This is a genomic window from Algibacter sp. TI.3.09 (assembly GCF_038154905.1).
Lineage (GTDB): Bacteria > Bacteroidota > Bacteroidia > Flavobacteriales > Flavobacteriaceae > Algibacter.
In genome coordinates, this window is the sequence record NZ_JBAKAN010000002.1 from 753986 (window position 1) to 770054 (window position 16069).

The 16069-nt window shown below is 34.0% G+C and carries 11 protein-coding genes; 6 read left to right on the forward strand and 5 right to left on the reverse strand.

The window, feature by feature from the left end; genetic code table 11:
* Nucleotides 1-412: 412 nt before the first annotated feature.
* The 5 genes from radA to panC all read right to left on the reverse strand — a co-directional run bounded on the left by radA (nucleotide 413) and on the right by panC (nucleotide 5254).
* The gene (radA, locus tag V6246_RS10860) at nucleotides 413-1771 is read right to left on the reverse strand and encodes a DNA repair protein RadA (RefSeq protein ID WP_341560501.1); all 1359 of its coding nucleotides are present in this window, start codon (nucleotides 1769-1771) and stop codon (nucleotides 413-415) included.
* A 35-nt stretch (nucleotides 1772-1806) separates the two neighbouring features.
* Nucleotides 1807-2958 (reverse strand): alpha/beta hydrolase, encoded by a 1152-nt coding sequence (locus V6246_RS10865; RefSeq protein WP_341560503.1) that lies wholly within the window; start codon nucleotides 2956-2958, stop codon nucleotides 1807-1809.
* Nucleotides 2959-3052: 94 nt separating this feature from the next.
* Nucleotides 3053-4033, reverse strand: coding sequence for a lysylphosphatidylglycerol synthase transmembrane domain-containing protein (locus V6246_RS10870; protein WP_341560504.1), 981 nt, complete (start codon nucleotides 4031-4033; stop codon nucleotides 3053-3055).
* A 5-nt stretch (nucleotides 4034-4038) separates the two neighbouring features.
* Nucleotides 4039-4389 (reverse strand): aspartate 1-decarboxylase, encoded by a 351-nt coding sequence (gene panD / locus V6246_RS10875; RefSeq protein ID WP_042499542.1) that lies wholly within the window; start codon nucleotides 4387-4389, stop codon nucleotides 4039-4041.
* A 13-nt stretch (nucleotides 4390-4402) separates the two neighbouring features.
* On the reverse strand, nucleotides 4403-5254 hold the full coding sequence (gene panC / locus V6246_RS10880; RefSeq protein ID WP_341560506.1) for a pantoate--beta-alanine ligase: 852 nt from the start codon (nucleotides 5252-5254) through the stop codon (nucleotides 4403-4405).
* 162 nt (nucleotides 5255-5416) lie between these two features.
* Between panC and V6246_RS10885 the strand changes: the two genes are divergently transcribed.
* The 6 genes from V6246_RS10885 to atpD all read left to right on the forward strand — a co-directional run bounded on the left by V6246_RS10885 (nucleotide 5417) and on the right by atpD (nucleotide 16026).
* On the forward strand, nucleotides 5417-6226 hold the full coding sequence (locus V6246_RS10885; protein ID WP_159018921.1) for a glycogen/starch synthase: 810 nt from the start codon (nucleotides 5417-5419) through the stop codon (nucleotides 6224-6226).
* A 27-nt stretch (nucleotides 6227-6253) separates the two neighbouring features.
* Entirely contained in the window at nucleotides 6254-7939 is a 1686-nt protein-coding gene (locus V6246_RS10890; RefSeq protein WP_341560509.1) for a DUF4270 domain-containing protein, read from the forward strand.
* A gap of 12 nt (nucleotides 7940-7951) precedes the next feature.
* Nucleotides 7952-9805 (forward strand): glutamine--fructose-6-phosphate transaminase (isomerizing), encoded by a 1854-nt coding sequence (gene glmS, locus V6246_RS10895; protein ID WP_341560510.1) that lies wholly within the window; start codon nucleotides 7952-7954, stop codon nucleotides 9803-9805.
* 216 nt (nucleotides 9806-10021) lie between these two features.
* Nucleotides 10022-12805 carry a TonB-dependent receptor gene (locus tag V6246_RS10900; protein WP_341560512.1) on the forward strand — a complete coding sequence of 928 codons (2784 nt, stop codon included), beginning with the start codon at nucleotides 10022-10024 and terminating at the stop codon, nucleotides 12803-12805.
* Nucleotide 12806: 1 nt separating this feature from the next.
* Complete coding sequence (locus tag V6246_RS10905; protein WP_341560514.1) at nucleotides 12807-14360, forward strand: G-D-S-L family lipolytic protein; 1554 nt, start codon at nucleotides 12807-12809, stop codon at nucleotides 14358-14360.
* A 157-nt stretch (nucleotides 14361-14517) separates the two neighbouring features.
* Nucleotides 14518-16026, forward strand: a complete 1509-nt coding sequence (gene atpD / locus V6246_RS10910; RefSeq protein WP_159018926.1) for a F0F1 ATP synthase subunit beta — start codon at nucleotides 14518-14520, stop codon at nucleotides 16024-16026.
* The last annotated feature ends 43 nt before the right edge of the window (nucleotides 16027-16069 follow it).

A 16069-nucleotide genomic window follows, 5' to 3' on the forward strand; every position in this document is an offset into this window, starting at 1 on the left:
AAATTTTTGTCTATAACTATTTTTTTTCGATTAATGGATAGATTAAAATGTATTTACGAGGGAGGTAAACGTACATCAATTTAAATCTTTTTTCAGTGTTTAACACTAAAGTAGCATTTAAATTGATGGTAATATTAATATTTTTTATCGTTAAAACAACTAAAAAATTCGTTTAAAAGCATTGTTTTTATAATTAATGCTTAAAAAATCGTTAAAATACATCTTAGTGATTATTTTTTTTTATTTTCTAAACGAGTTTTAGTAAATCGAACTGTGCCGAGGGAACAAAATTCAACTATTTCGCGTAATTTGTTATACAAAATTACATAAATCATTGTCAGATTATAATGGGAATCGTTCAGGTAGCAGGCTTCTATCGCTCAATTGCGGTTTTCTGTAGATTAATGGTTTTTTAAGTTAAGCTTGATACCAAATCTTCAATTTTAGAAATTAATTGAATTTTAATGTTAGTGTCTCTCAATGAAATCTTATTGTATTTAGATACAAAAATGGTTGAAAACCCAAGTTTTTCAGCTTCTAGAATACGTTGTTCTACACGTTGAACAGGACGAATTTCTCCAGATAATCCAACCTCTGCAGCAAAACAATAATTAGCAGGCAATGCTTCATCTTCATTTGAAGATAAAATAGCGGCAACAACAGCTAAATCTATAGCGGGGTCATCAACATTTATGCCTCCTGTAATATTTAAAAAGACATCTTTTGCACCTAATCTAAATCCTGCGCGTTTTTCTAATACAGCTAATAACATGTTTAGACGTTTAGCATTAAAACCAGTGGCACTACGTTGTGGTGTGCCATATACAGCTGTGCTAACTAAAGCTTGAACTTCTATCATTAAAGGGCGCATGCCTTCTAAGGTTGCGGCAATGGCGTTGCCCGAAAGTTCTTCGTCTTTTTTTGAAATTAGAATTTCGCTAGGGTTAGAGACTTCTCTTAATCCTGAGCCTAACATTTCGTAAATACCAAGTTCATGTGTTGAGCCAAAACGGTTTTTTTGTGCACGTAAAATTCTAAACACATGGTTGCGGTCACCTTCAAATTGTAGCACGGTATCTACCATATGCTCTAATATTTTTGGTCCTGCAATGTTTCCATCTTTAGTAATGTGCCCAATTAAAATAACTGGTGTATTGGTTTCTTTTGCAAACTTAATAAGTTCAGTTGTACATTCTTTTACTTGAGAGATACTTCCGCTTGATGATTCTATATAATCGGAATGTAGCGTTTGTATCGAATCTATAATAACGATGTCTGGTTCTAAGGCTTCAATTTGCTTAAAAATGTTTTGCGTTTTGGTTTCTGTAAGAATGTAACAGCTCTCGTTATTTGGGTTAATACGTTCAGCACGCATTTTTATTTGTTTTTGGCTTTCTTCACCAGAAACATATAGTGTTCTGTATGGTAGTTTTAATGATATTTGAAGAAGCAATGTACTTTTACCAATACCAGGTTCTCCTCCTAAAAGTGTTAAAGAGCCAGGTACAATACCGCCGCCTAGAACGCGATTGAATTCACCGTCTGAGGTGTCTAATCTAGCTTCTTTAGACGAGTCAATTTCTTTTAATCGTAAAGGTTTAGAAACTCTTTTAGCACTATTGGTTGGGGTTTTCCAATCGCTTTTTTCTGGTTTCTGTATAACCTCTTCAACTATGGTGTTCCAATTTTTACAAGCATTACATTGTCCTTGCCATTTAGCGTATTGCGTGCCGCAGTTTTGGCAAAAAAAAGTGGTTTTTACTTTAGCCATTTTTCAAATTTGGAATTTAATATTGTGTTTATGTTTTAGTAACCGAAATCTTCTTTAATTAAGTTTGCTTTCTCTAGCATTTCATCTTTAGTAAGACCAGCAATTTCTTTTAAGGTGTAAGCTGATTGGTAGGTACGCATCGCTTTTTTAGGTTCGCCAGTTTCTTCGTAAAAACGCGCCATGTAATATGTGCCTAAAAGGGTTTCAGGATATGCTTTTCGGGCTAATTTACCTAACGCTTCGTAGTATTCGTAAAGTTCGTTTTTTTCAATGGCTGCCGAGATCGCTTTAAAATCATTAATTAGAATTTTTTTATCAATTCCGAATAAATCATTAATGCTTTCATATTTCTCTTGAAGATATAAAACAGGTGAAATTTGTAATTCAAGTATCGTTTCTTTGTATTCCTTTTTTGATATGGGTTGAAAAACATTAAATATCTTTTCAATCGCATTTGGAATGGCGTGTGTTGGTACAGAATAATGAGATGGCCCTTCAAAGCTATCAAAATTATACACTACGTTTTTATTATCTAGTGCGGCAATGTCTGTGTTTAAAGTACTGGTCATTTTCTTAACGGAAGATCCATCATTGTCTGTGTTGGCTAAATAATAGAATATTTTAGATTCTGCTTTAGATAAACCTTCGGGAATATAATCTAACATACCTGGCGCTAATTCTGGACTAATTGCGATATAGCCTTGAAATAAAGGTTGAGGTTTTAATAAGTAGTAGTTTATTAAGTTTGCTGTTTGACCATGGCCAACGGCTACTCTAAAGTTTACTGTTCTAAACGTTTTCTCTATATAAGGAACAAGCTCCTGGCCTATAAATTCAAAAAAGGCAGCTCCAGTTTCAACGGGTAACGAGTTTTGTTCAGAATATAAACAATCATCATATCTTGTATCCATTTGGTTTACGCCAACTACAATAGATTCTGGTATATCTTCCCAATAGGAGTAGTAATCTACATTTCCGGCAACGGCTTCAAATAAGTAATCACCATCTAAAACTATAAAAATAGGGTAACTTTTATCTTGGTTAGAATCGTAACCACGTGGTAGTTGAATTTTTATTTGTCGAGTTTCTCCTAATTTAGAAGATTCGAAAGTTTCATATTTTACTTGGGCTTCAATGTTTATAAAAGTAAGGCTAAACAGAAAAACGAAAAGGATGAGTTTCTTCATTTTAAAAAACGATTTGAGATTTAATTATGGCAAGGTATGAAATAAGCGATTAGAATTCAAAAAAGAAAAGTGTTGCACTTTGTGAAACTAAACCTTAATTTGTTGATTGTTCTTGTTTTGCAGTTTTCTTCCTGTTGTAAATTGGTAAATAAATAAGTGATAAACCGCCAAAAAGAATAATCATTAATGTTTGAGATGCCCACATAATCCAGCCAAAAGCGATACTTGGTTCTTCTGCGATACCGAAAATTGAAAAGGCAGCAAAAATGGCCAAGGGGTAAGAGCCAATACCACCATTAGTTGCGGCAATACTAAAGCTAGCTGATATAAAACCTATTAAGATTGCTCCAGCAGAAATACCGTGTAATTCAGTTATAGAAAAAGAGGTGACGTAGAACATGAGTAGGTACATACCCCAAATGAAAAGAGTGTGAAAAATAAATGCCCATTTTTTCTTCATTTTAAAAATACTTAATGCGCCTTCAATAAGTCCGTTAGCGAAATTTTTAATTTTTAAAGCGAGTTTTGAATTACTTTGTTTTATTAATCTTAGAAATAGTAGACCAAGTAAAATGCATACAACAAGAGCAATTCCAATTTTTACAGGATTAAACTTTTCAACTAAAAAACCATAAATAAAATCGAATTGTAAAAAAAGCGTAATCGCAATAATACCAAGCATAACGAGCATATCTGCAATACGTTCGGCAACAATGGTTCCGAAGCCTTTTTCGAAAGGTACTCCCTCATAGTTTGTTAATATAGAGGCTCGGGCAACTTCACCAGCACGAGGTATGGTGTAGTTTATTAAGTAAGTTGCAAAAACAGCCATAAGGCTATTGCCGAATTTTATTTTGTAACCCATAGGCTCTAGCATAAAAATCCAGCGGTAAGAGCGTGATAAATGACTTAAAAGTCCTAAAAAAACACCTAAAATAATATAGGTGTAATCGGCATTTTGGGCGTATTCAATGACCTTGCTAATAGATACTTTGGACAGTGAATACCAGACCAAAAAAACTCCCAATAATAATGGGAGTGTAATTTTAAGTATATTTTTTGCTTGTTTATTCAAACGGCTTATTTAAGTAAGTTGGTCGCTTCATCTGGAAAAACTAACGATGGTTTAAAAACTTTTGCTTCTTCTATATCCATAAAAGCATACGTTATTAAAATAAGTACATCGCCAGGAGCAACTAAACGTGCCGCTGCGCCATTAAGTGTGATTTCACCACTGTTTCTTGGTCCAGGAATGGCATAGGTTTCTAGCCTAGCACCGTTATTGTTGTTTACAATTTGAACCTTTTCACCTTGAATAATATTAGCGGCTTCCATTAAATCTTCATCAATAGTGATACTACCAATATAGTTTAAGTCAGCACCGGTTACTTTTACTCTGTGTATTTTAGATTTTACTACTTGAATTTGCATGCGGCAAAGATAATTAATTTAGTGCGATATTATCAATAAGTCTAATATCGTCTGCATACACTGCAATAAATGCTCTATATGCTTTGTTGTTTGATTTTCGTTTTAAAGGTTTTAAGGTTTCAACTTCAGAAATTATGAAATATTCTAATTTTAATAATTCATGATTTTTAAATTGCTTCTCAACCCATTCCTCTACTTCAGTAGCACTTTTTGTGCCAAATTTTAGTTTGGCAGTTTTTAGTGTTTCATATATGAAGGGGGCAGCGGTGCTAAATTCTGGCTTTAACCTTGTGTTTCTAGAGCTCATTGCTAAGCCGTTAGATTCACGATGAATTTTGCAACCTACTATTTCTAATGGCATGTGATGTTTTTCAACTAACTTTTTAATAATTTGTAGTTGCTGAAAATCTTTTTCACCAAAATATGCTTTGTGCGGTTTTACAATCTCGAAAAGGCGTTTTACAACGGTGCCTACACCATCGAAATGACCATCCCTAAATTTGCCTTCCATTTCATGTTCTAGACCATCGAAATCGAATGTTTCCGAAACGGTATTGCCTTCGTAAACATCATCTACAGTAGGAGCGTAAACCATAATTTTGGTCGCGCTTACTGTTTTTAATAATGCTATATCGTTTTCTAAAGTTCTCGGGTATTTATCGAGATCTTCAGGGTTATCAAACTGAGTTGGATTAACAAAAATGCTAACCGCAACTAGATCGTTTTCTTCTAAAGCTTTTATTACTAATTGTAAATGTCCTTCGTGTAAAGCACCCATGGTAGGCACTAATCCTAAAGTTAGTTTTTTAGCTTTTGCGGCATCTATTGCAGCCGTAATTTGTTGTTTTTCCGAGTAAACTTCCACCTTTTATTTAAAATTTAACGCTTGCAAACTTAAGATTTTACGAGCAATCTGCATAAAATTTTGTACTTTTGCGTGTTTTTTAACGAGAATTTGCAACAAACTAAGGGTTTTTGCTACTATTTTTTGTTAAAAAATAAATTAAAAGTCATCAAAAATAAACATATGAAAGATAAGAGGGTATTATACGTATCATCTGAAGTAGTTCCTTATTTACCGGAAACAGAGATTTCGTCAATGTCGTTTGAAGCGCCAAGATTAGTAAATCAACAAGGAGGGCAAATAAGAATCTTCATGCCTCGATACGGGAATATTAATGAAAGAAGACATCAGTTACACGAAGTTATCAGGTTATCAGGTATCAATTTAGTGATTAACGATTTAGATATGCCGTTAATTATTAAAGTGGCTTCTATTCCAAAAGAACGTATTCAGGTTTATTTTATTGATAATGATGAGTATTTTAAAAGAAAAGCAACATTAACAGATGAAGCTGGAAAGTTATTCTCTGATAATGATGAACGTGCTATTTTCTTCGCAAAAGGTGTTATAGAAACCGTTAAAAAACTTAACTGGTCTCCAGATATTATACATGTACATGGTTGGTTAGCTTCTTTGCTACCAGTTTATTTAAAAGAGTATTACAAAGACGAGCCTTTATTTAACCAAAGTAAAATTGTGACTTCGATATACAATCAAAGTTTTAACAATACGTTAAATAAAGATATGATTAATAAAGTTAAATTTGACAATATTAATGAAGATGCTATAAAAGTGCTCGAAGAACCAACTTACAACAACTTAATGAAAGTTGCTATTGATTACTCCGATGCGCTAATAGTAGGGTCTGAAGATATAACAGAAGAAGTAGATGCTTACATAAAGGCGTCCAATAAACCTATTTTAGAGTATAAAACCAAAGATGAATTTGGCGAAGCTTATACAAACTTCTTTAATAACGAAGTTTTAGGCTAGCCCTCTCAAATTCATTTAAAACAACTTATGAAAAAGACATTTAAAGCCCTTAAATTATCTGCAGCATTCCTATTTGTATTAACCGGTTTTGTTGGTTGCGATAAAGAGTTTACCGAATTAGAAAGTGCTGTTTTAGGAAAAGATAATGCTAACTTTAGCACAGATTCTTACGAAATTCCTATTGTAGCTTATAATAAAACAACAGAGTCTGTACAGGTCAATGGTTTAGCATCTTATTTGTTAGGTGTGTTTAACGATCCGGTTTACGGACAAACCGCTGCTAGTATTGTTACACAAGTAACACCATCTAGTTATGATCCAGATTTTGGTGATAATCCGGTGATAACTTCAGTCGTGCTTACAATTCCTTATTTCAGTCGTGTTATTGATTTTGATGAGGATGGTAATGCGGAGTATACTATTCAAGATTCTTTATACGGTGATTATTCAGGTACTATAAAACCTTTTAAATTATCTATTTACAAAAATGAATATTTTTTAAGAGATTTTGATCCTTTTGCAGATGATGATGATACAGCACAAAGGTATTATTCATATTCAGATGGAAGCTCTGATAATATGGCTTATAATGGAACTTCTGTTATTAATTTTGATAATTTAAAAGAGCAGTTAATTTTTGAGCAAGAAAGTGTGACACCTGTTAGTTCTGTTATTATAACAATTACAGATGAAGGAACTGACGATGAGGTAACAACTAGAAGTGCACCTGCTTTTACTGCTGAATTGGATGCTGAATTTTGGAAAACGCTTATTATAAGTAAAGAGGGTGGAGCTGAATTAAGTAATGCTAATAATTTTGCTAACTATTTTAGAGGTTTGTTTTTTAAAGCTGAAGCAATTGGTGATGACGGAAGTATGGTTTTACTCGATATGGCATCTACAGACGCTAATATTGTTATTAATTATAATTACGATTCTACCACTGCTGGGGAAACAGTTGAAGGAACATACACGTTATCTTTTACAGGAAATACATTAAATACTTTTGTGAATAAAATTACAGAAGTTACACTAGCAGATGGAGATCAAACTAATGGAGATCAATCTTTATATCTAAAAGGTTCTGGTAATTCTATGGCTGTTGTTGATTTGTTTGAAAATGATGAAGCTAAAAAGGATTTCTTAGATAGTTTTAGAATACCTAGTGGAGATGATGATTACGAAAAAGATGAAGATGGTAACTATATTTTAAATAGATTGGTTAACGATGCGCAACTTGTTATCTCTGAAGATGAGGTTATGCAAGCGCTTCCAGACGATTCTAATGGAAATAATTATAGTCATTTCAATAGAATTTATGCTTACGATATTAATAATAGTCTTTCTACTTATGACTATCAAATTGATCCAGTTGAATCTAGTACCGACCCATTTAATTCTAAGATAATTAGTTTAGGTCAACGTGTTGTCGATGAAAATGGTGTTTATAAATATAAAATTCGTTTAACCGAACATTTAAATAATATCTTGGTCAACGATTCAACAAATACTAAAATTGGTTTGGTTTTATCTACCAATGTGAATTATACAAATATTTCTAGAATCGCGGATAGTGATGATGAGGATGTTACGGGTTTACCAACGGCATCGGTTATTACTCCAAGAGGTACAGTATTGTATGGCTCAAATGTAAATGTTGATGACAAGAAAAGAATGAAATTTAAAGTGTTTTACACAGAACCAAATAATTAAAAACATCAACTTATGTGCGGAATTGTAGGTTATATTGGATATAGAGAAGCATACCCAATAGTAATTGAAGGCTTAAAACGATTAGAATATAGAGGGTACGATAGTGCTGGAATTGCTCTTTTCGATGGTAAAGACTTAAAAGTATCTAAAACAAAAGGTAAAGTAGCCGATCTAGAAGAACGCGCCACTGCAGAAATAACTAAAACAGGTAGTGTTGGTATAGGGCATACACGTTGGGCAACACATGGTGTGCCAAACGATGTTAACTCTCATCCACACCTTTCAAACTCTGGAGAATTAGTAATAATCCATAACGGAATTATTGAGAACTATGATTCTCTTAAACAAGAATTAATTACAAGAGGATATACATTTCAGTCAGATACAGATACGGAAGTTCTTATCAATTTAATTGAAGATGTAAAAAAGAAAGAAAAAGTGAAATTAGGAAAAGCAGTTCAAATTGCATTAAACCAAGTTATTGGAGCTTATGCTATTGCTGTTTTCGATAAAAATAAGCCAGAAGAAGTTGTCGTGGCTCGTTTAGGAAGTCCGTTAGCTATTGGTATTGGTGAAAATGAAGATGAATTCTTTATAGCTAGTGATGCTTCTCCTTTTTTAGAGTATACTAAAAATGCTGTTTATTTAGAAGATGAAGAAATGGCAGTTATTAGATTCCACAAAGGAATTAAAGTAAGAAAAATAAAAGATGATTCTATTGTTGATACATACGTTCAAGAGCTTCAATTAAATTTAGAGCAAATTGAAAAGGGTGGATACGATCATTTCATGCTTAAAGAAATTCACGAACAACCAAAAGCAATTACTGATACTTATAGAGGTAGATTGCTACGCAACGAAGCTATTATTAAAATGGCTGGTATTGAAGATAACATGAAAAGGTTTTTAAATGCCAATCGTATTATCATCGTTGCTTGTGGAACATCTTGGCATGCCGGATTAGTTGCAGAATACATTTTTGAAGATTTAGCTAGAATACCTGTAGAGGTTGAATACGCTTCAGAATTTAGATATAGAAATCCTATAATTACAGAAAACGATATTGTTATCGCTATTTCACAATCTGGTGAAACTGCCGATACTTTAGCTGCTATTAAATTAGCGAAATCTAAAGGTGCATTTGTTTTTGGTGTTTGTAATGTAGTTGGTTCATCTATCGCTAGAGAATCTGACGCAGGAGCTTACACGCACGCTGGGCCAGAAATTGGAGTAGCATCTACAAAAGCTTTTACAACTCAAATTACAGTTTTAACGCTTATGGCTTTAAGACTAGCAAGAGCAAAAGGTACTATTAGTAGTTCAGATTTCCGTCAGCACTTATTAGAATTAGAAATGATTCCTGGTAAGGTTGAAGAAGCTTTAAAGTCTGATGCTCATATTAAAATGATTGCCGACATTTATAAAGATGTTAGAAATATTCTTTATTTAGGTAGAGGTTTTAATTTTCCTGTAGCTTTAGAAGGTGCATTGAAATTAAAGGAGATTTCATATATTCATGCTGAAGGTTATCCTGCTGCAGAAATGAAACACGGACCTATTGCTTTAATTGACGAGAATATGCCAATTGTAGTTATTGCAACTAAAAAAGGACATTACGAAAAAGTAGTAAGTAATATTCAAGAGATTAAATCTAGAAAAGGTAAAATTATCGGTATAGTTACCGAAGGAGATGTACAAGTTAAGGCATTAGCCGATCATGTTATAGAGGTTCCAGAAACTTTAGAGTCGCTTACTCCTTTATTAACAACTATTCCACTTCAATTATTATCTTATCATATTGCTGTGTTGTTAGACAAAAATGTCGATCAACCACGTAACCTTGCAAAATCTGTTACGGTAGAGTAATATTTAATATAAAAATTAAAATTCAATCAGCCTGATTTCAAAACTTGAAATCAGGCTGATTTGCATTTATAACACTCTTTTTTTGTCAAAATCACAATTTTATCTACGGTTTTTTATCAATAAGTGCTATGCGCGCATAATTTTTTTACTTTTTTATGTGTAAATAATACTTAATATACATATATTGCTATTCTAAATCTAAATTCGTTCATATAAATGAAAGCAATTCTCCTATTTTTTACGTTGTTTTTTTGCGGAATAACTTTTTCCCAAACAACTATTACTGGTACTGTTGTCGATGACAATAGCCAACCCATTCCTGGAGCCAATATTATTGTAGTTGGCACCTCTACAGGAAACGTTACAGATTTTGATGGTAACTTTTCTTTAACCTACAATCAAAACCCACCGTTCTCAGTTCAAGCCAGTAGTGTAGGCTTTGAAACAGTTACGGTAGAAATAACCAAAAGGAATCAAAAAGTAGATTTTATTTTAAAAGAAGGAACTTCTTTAGATGAAGTTGTTATTTCAGCTTCTAGAACTCCCGAAAGAATCTTTGAATCTCCTGTTACAGTAGAGCGTTTTGGATTAAAAGAAATTAAAAATACTGCATCTGCCGATTTTTACGACGGTTTAGAGAACTTAAAAGGTGTAGATGTTAATACCAATAGTTTAACTTTTAAGTCGGTAAATACAAGAGGTTTTGCAACATTTGCTAATAATAGATTCATGCAATTGGTTGATGGTATGGATAATTCAACACCTGCATTAAATTTCCCTATTGGAAATTTGGTAGGTATGACAGAAACAGATGTTTTAAGTGTAGAATTACTGCCTGGAGCATCTTCTGCATTATACGGAGCAAATGCCTTTAATGGTATTTTATTTATGCGAAGTAAAAATCCTTTCGATCACCAAGGTATTAGTGCGTCTGTAAAAAGAGGTCTTACGTCACAAGAAGCTTCTGGAGATAATGAGTATACAGATGTTAGTATTCGTGCAGCTTATAAATTCAGTAATAAATTTGCAGCTAAAGTAAATTTCGGTTACTTAAAAGGAACCGATTGGGCTGCAGTTAATGAAGACGATAAAACGAATATAGGTGGAACAAGAGCAAATATAGATTACGACGGTATTAATGTTTATGGAGATGAAGTTTCTACAAATTTAAAAAACGTAATAGAAAGCGAAACTTTTTTAGCGAATTTACCTAATCCTGCTTTAGTAAATTTAGTACCACTTGTGGATGTAAGTAGAACAGGTTATGATGAAAGAGATTTAACGAATTACGATGCAAGTAGTATTAAATCTGATTGGGGGCTATACTACCGTCCATGGGAAAATGATTTTGAAATATCTTATGTTGGTAAGGTTGGAACAGGTTCAACAATTTACCAAGGCACAAACAGATATAACATTAATAACTTTTTTCAAGAACAACATAAAATTGAAATTAGAAACGATAACTTCTTTGTTAGAGGCTACGTAGTATCAGATAAAGCTGGAGATTCTTATGATATGGTTTTTACAGGTATTAATATTAATAGTGCTTGGAAAGATAATAATACCTGGTTTGGTGAGTATACTGGAGCCTTTATTTCTGCAACCCTTGGTGGTGCAGATGAAACTCAAGCACACGCTGCAGCAAGAAATGTTGCTGATACAGGAAGATTTCTTCCAGGCTCTGATGAGTTCGTTGCTGCATTTAACAAAAGTATAGCAGATCCGGATTTAACTACGGGTTCTAAATTTCAAGATGCTTCTAAATATTATCATGCGGATGCTAATTATAATTTTAGTCATCTTATCGATTTTGCCGATATTCAAGTTGGTGGTTCTTTTAGAGAATATAGTTTAAATTCTTCAGGTACTATTTATACAGATATTGATGGTCCTATTACATATTCTGAATATGGAATTTATACTCAAATTCAGAAAAACCTTGAGCTTAACGATGAAATGGAATTAAAATTAACGGGGTCAGCTCGTTATGATAAGTCTGAGTTTTTTGATGGTTTTGTGTCTCCAAGAATTTCTGCAGCACTTACACTTAATCAAAACCATAATGTTAGAGCTTCTGTGCAAACAGGATTTAGAAACCCTACAACTCAAGATTTATTTATCGGCCTAAATGCGGGTAGAGCAATTTTAGTAGGTTCTGCTCCTAGTAATTTAGATAGATGGACTAGAAATTACGATTTATCACCCGGAGGTGCTGCTATTGTGCAATCGCCTAGCGTTACTCAAACAGGAGCTGCGGCTTATAATAATTCATATACTGCAAGTTCTGCTTTAGAACTAGCTGCTACAGGAAACCCTGCGGTATTAGAAATTGCAAACCCAGATTTAGTAAAACCAGAACAAGTAACATCTGGAGAAGTTGGGTATAGAGGTAAGTTTAATAAAATTACTGTAGATGTTAGTGCTTATTACAATAGCTATAAAGATTTTATATCTCAAGAAGTTGTGGTTGCTCCTTTTTATGGAACAGTTGGTGATGGTGGTGCATCTGTAGCTGCTTTGGCAAATGGAGATAGCCAAGCATATAGTACATATACAAACTCTGAAGCTAATGTAAACTCGTACGGTACATCTGTTGGAGTATCTACTAAAGTATTTGGTGATTTCGATTTAAGCGGAAGTTATACTTATGCTAAATTAGATTTTGATAGCGAAGCATATCCAGATTTTGCAACAAACTTTAATACGCCAGAACATAAATTTAAAGCGTCTTTTGGTAATACGGATTTATTTGAAAACTTCGGATTTAACATAGCTTATAGATTTAGTGACGATTATTATTGGGAAGCAACTTTTGCAAATGGTGTTGTTCCAGAATTCCATGTTGTAGATGCGCAAATTAACTTAAAGGTTCCATCTATGAAATCTATTTTTAAGGCAGGTGCAACTAATCTTTTAGGAGATGAATATTTCACAGCAGTGGGTACAGGTCATATTGGATCAATGTATTATGTTTCATGGACAATTAATAATTTATAAGATGAAAAACACAAAATATATATTAGTATTATCAGCTTTAATTGGTTTTACAAGTTGTAACGAAATTGAAGACGTTAATAGAGATGAAGCCGCTGAGGTTTTGCCAGAACTAACTTCTGGCTCGGCAGATTTTACAACATACGTGTCTCTTGGGGCATCTTTTACGGCAGGATATACAGATGGCGCGCTTTTTATGGCGGGGCAAAATAATTCTTTTCCAAATATATTGGCAAATCAATTTGCTGGTGTAGGCGGTGGAGATTTTACACAACCATTAACCAATGATAATTTTGGTGGCTTGGCAGCAGGAGGTACAAGAATAGCAGAACCAAGACTTGTTTTTGGCGGTTCTACTCCAGTGCCTTTAGAGTCTGTGGTTGGCCCAGTAACGGTGTCTACAGATATTGTTTTAAACAACCCAACCGGGCCTTTTCGTAATTTAGGTGTTCCAGGAGCAAAAAGTTTTCATTTATTATCAGATTCTTACGGTAGTCTTGCAGGAGTAGGTTCTTATGCTAATCCTTACTTTGTAAGAATGGCATCAAGTCCAAGCGCAACTATGTTAGGAGACGCTATGGCGCAAAGTCCTACGTTTTTTACTTTATCAGAAATGGGAGCGAATGATGTTTTAAGTTTTGCGGTTTCTGGTGGAAGTGGTGTAGATCAAAAAGAGAATTTAGATCCTTCTACATACGGAAGTAATGATATTACAGACCCTAATGTTTTTGCTAGTGTTTTTAGTAATTTAGTTACAACACTAACAAGTGGTGGTGCTAAAGGTGTGGTTACAAATGTACCATATATTACAGATTTACCACATTTTACAACAGTGCCTTATAATCCAATTCCATTAGATGCTGGTACTGCTAGTTTTTTAAACAGTGTGGCTGCGTATGGCACATATAATGGTGGTTTACAACAAGCTTACGCTGCATTGCAGGGTTCTGGTTTGTTTACAGCTGAAGAAGTTGCAAAAAGAACTATAAAGTTTGTTGAAGGACAAAACGCAGTTGTTATCATAGATGAGGATTTAACCGATTTAGGGGCGATTAATTCTGCTTTCGCTGAAATTCCAAAGTATAGACAAGCTACTGCAGATGATTTACTTGTACTTAGTTCATCTTCTTTTATAGGAACAGAAGCTATCCCTGGAAACGCACAAAGTATAAACGGTGTTGCCGTACCATTAGCAGATCAATGGGTTTTAACACCAGAAGAACAATTAGCTATTAAAGAAGCAACAGATGCGTATAATGTAACAATTAAAGCCGTGTCAGATGCTAATGATAATATTGCTTTAGTAGATTTAAATACTATTTTATCAGAATTAGCCACAACAGGAATTCTTTATGGCGATTACACACTAAATGCGAGTTTAGTAACTGGTGGAGCTGTTAGTTTAGATGGAATTCATTTAACAGCAAGAGGATATTCATATATGGCATACAAGTTTTTAGAAGCTATAGACACCTCTTTTGGTGCTAATTTTATTGACTCTGGTAATGTTCCAAATCCGGGAGATTACCCAACAAATTACGCGCCTACATTACAATAAAAGCGCAATTATTAAAAATATAAAAAACGTGTTCCAATGGAATGCGTTTTTTTATTATAAAAACGACTTTCATTTTAAATTAAAACCACTATATTTGCACGCGAAAACTCAAAGTGTTTTCACTGAATTAAAACGCATAATATTAAACACATAAGTAATGTCTAAAGTTACAGGTAAAGTTGCACAAATAGTAGGTCCAGTTATCGATGTTGAATTCGGAGCTGGTGCTGAACTTCCAAAAATTTATGATTCATTAGAAATTAAAAAAGCAGATGGATCTCTTTTAGTATTAGAAGTACAATCTCACATTGGTGAAGATACTGTGCGTACTATCGCTATGGATTCTTCTGATGGATTAAGCAGAGGTACAGAGGTTACTGCTACTGGTGCACCTATACAAATGCCGGTTGGTGATGATGTTTACGGACGTTTATTCAACGTAATTGGAGATGCTATCGATGGTCTTGGAGATTTACCTAAAGCAGGTTCTGCTGGGTTACCAATTCACCGTCAAGCACCAAAATTTGAAGATTTATCAACCTCTACTGAAGTTTTATTTACAGGTATTAAAGTAATCGATTTAATTGAGCCTTATGCAAAAGGTGGTAAAATTGGTTTATTTGGTGGTGCTGGAGTAGGTAAGACAGTATTAATTCAGGAGTTGATTAACAATATAGCAAAAGGACACGGTGGTTTATCTGTATTTGCTGGAGTGGGTGAAAGAACTCGTGAAGGAAATGATTTACTACGTGAAATGTTAGAGTCAGGAATTATCAAGTATGGTGATGACTTTATGCACTCTATGGAAGAAGGTGGATGGGATTTATCTAAAGTTGATAAATCTGGAATGAAAGAATCTAAAGCGACTTTCGTATTTGGACAAATGAATGAGCCTCCTGGAGCTCGTGCTCGTGTAGCATTATCTGGTTTAACTATTGCTGAGTATTTCCGTGATGGTGCTGGTGAAGGACAAGGGAAAGATGTATTATTCTTCGTAGATAATATCTTCCGTTTTACACAAGCTGGTTCTGAGGTATCTGCTTTATTAGGTCGTATGCCTTCTGCAGTAGGTTACCAACCAACATTAGCAACAGAAATGGGTGCTATGCAAGAGCGTATTACTTCAACTAAAAGAGGTTCTATTACATCTGTACAAGCGGTATACGTACCTGCGGATGATTTAACGGATCCTGCACCGGCTACAACCTTTGCTCACTTAGATGCAACAACAGTATTGTCTCGTAAAATTGCTGAGTTAGGTATTTATCCTGCGGTAGATCCATTAGATTCTACTTCAAGAATTTTAACTGCTGATATTTTAGGTGACGATCACTATAACTGTGCACAACGTGTTAAAGAGTTATTACAACGTTACAAAGAATTACAAGATATTATTGCTATCCTTGGTATGGAGGAATTATCTGAAGAAGATAAACTAGCTGTAGGTAGAGCAAGACGTGTACAACGTTTCTTATCTCAACCTTTCCACGTAGCAGAGCAATTTACAGGTCTTAAAGGTGTTTTAGTAGATATTAAAGAAACTATTAAAGGATTTAACATGATTATGGACGGTGAATTAGATCACTTACCAGAAGCAGCGTTTAACCTTAAAGGAACTATTGAAGAAGCTATCGAAGCTGGAGATAAAATGTTAGCTGAAGCGTAAACCTAGTAAGCAGTTATAAGTCAACAGTCAGCATTACGCGACT

Coding starts and splice junctions, on each gene's coding strand:
- V6246_RS10905 (WP_341560514.1), top strand. CDS start 12,807: ATGAAAAACACAAAATATATATTAGTATTATCAGCTTTAATTGGTTTT.
- V6246_RS10900 (WP_341560512.1), top strand. CDS start 10,022: ATGAAAGCAATTCTCCTATTTTTTACGTTGTTTTTTTGCGGAATAACT.
- V6246_RS10885 (WP_159018921.1), top strand. CDS start 5,417: ATGAAAGATAAGAGGGTATTATACGTATCATCTGAAGTAGTTCCTTAT.
- radA (WP_341560501.1), bottom strand. CDS start 1,771: ATGGCTAAAGTAAAAACCACTTTTTTTTGCCAAAACTGCGGCACGCAA.
- glmS (WP_341560510.1), top strand. CDS start 7,952: ATGTGCGGAATTGTAGGTTATATTGGATATAGAGAAGCATACCCAATA.
- V6246_RS10890 (WP_341560509.1), top strand. CDS start 6,254: ATGAAAAAGACATTTAAAGCCCTTAAATTATCTGCAGCATTCCTATTT.
- V6246_RS10865 (WP_341560503.1), bottom strand. CDS start 2,958: ATGAAGAAACTCATCCTTTTCGTTTTTCTGTTTAGCCTTACTTTTATA.
- atpD (WP_159018926.1), top strand. CDS start 14,518: ATGTCTAAAGTTACAGGTAAAGTTGCACAAATAGTAGGTCCAGTTATC.
- panD (WP_042499542.1), bottom strand. CDS start 4,389: ATGCAAATTCAAGTAGTAAAATCTAAAATACACAGAGTAAAAGTAACC.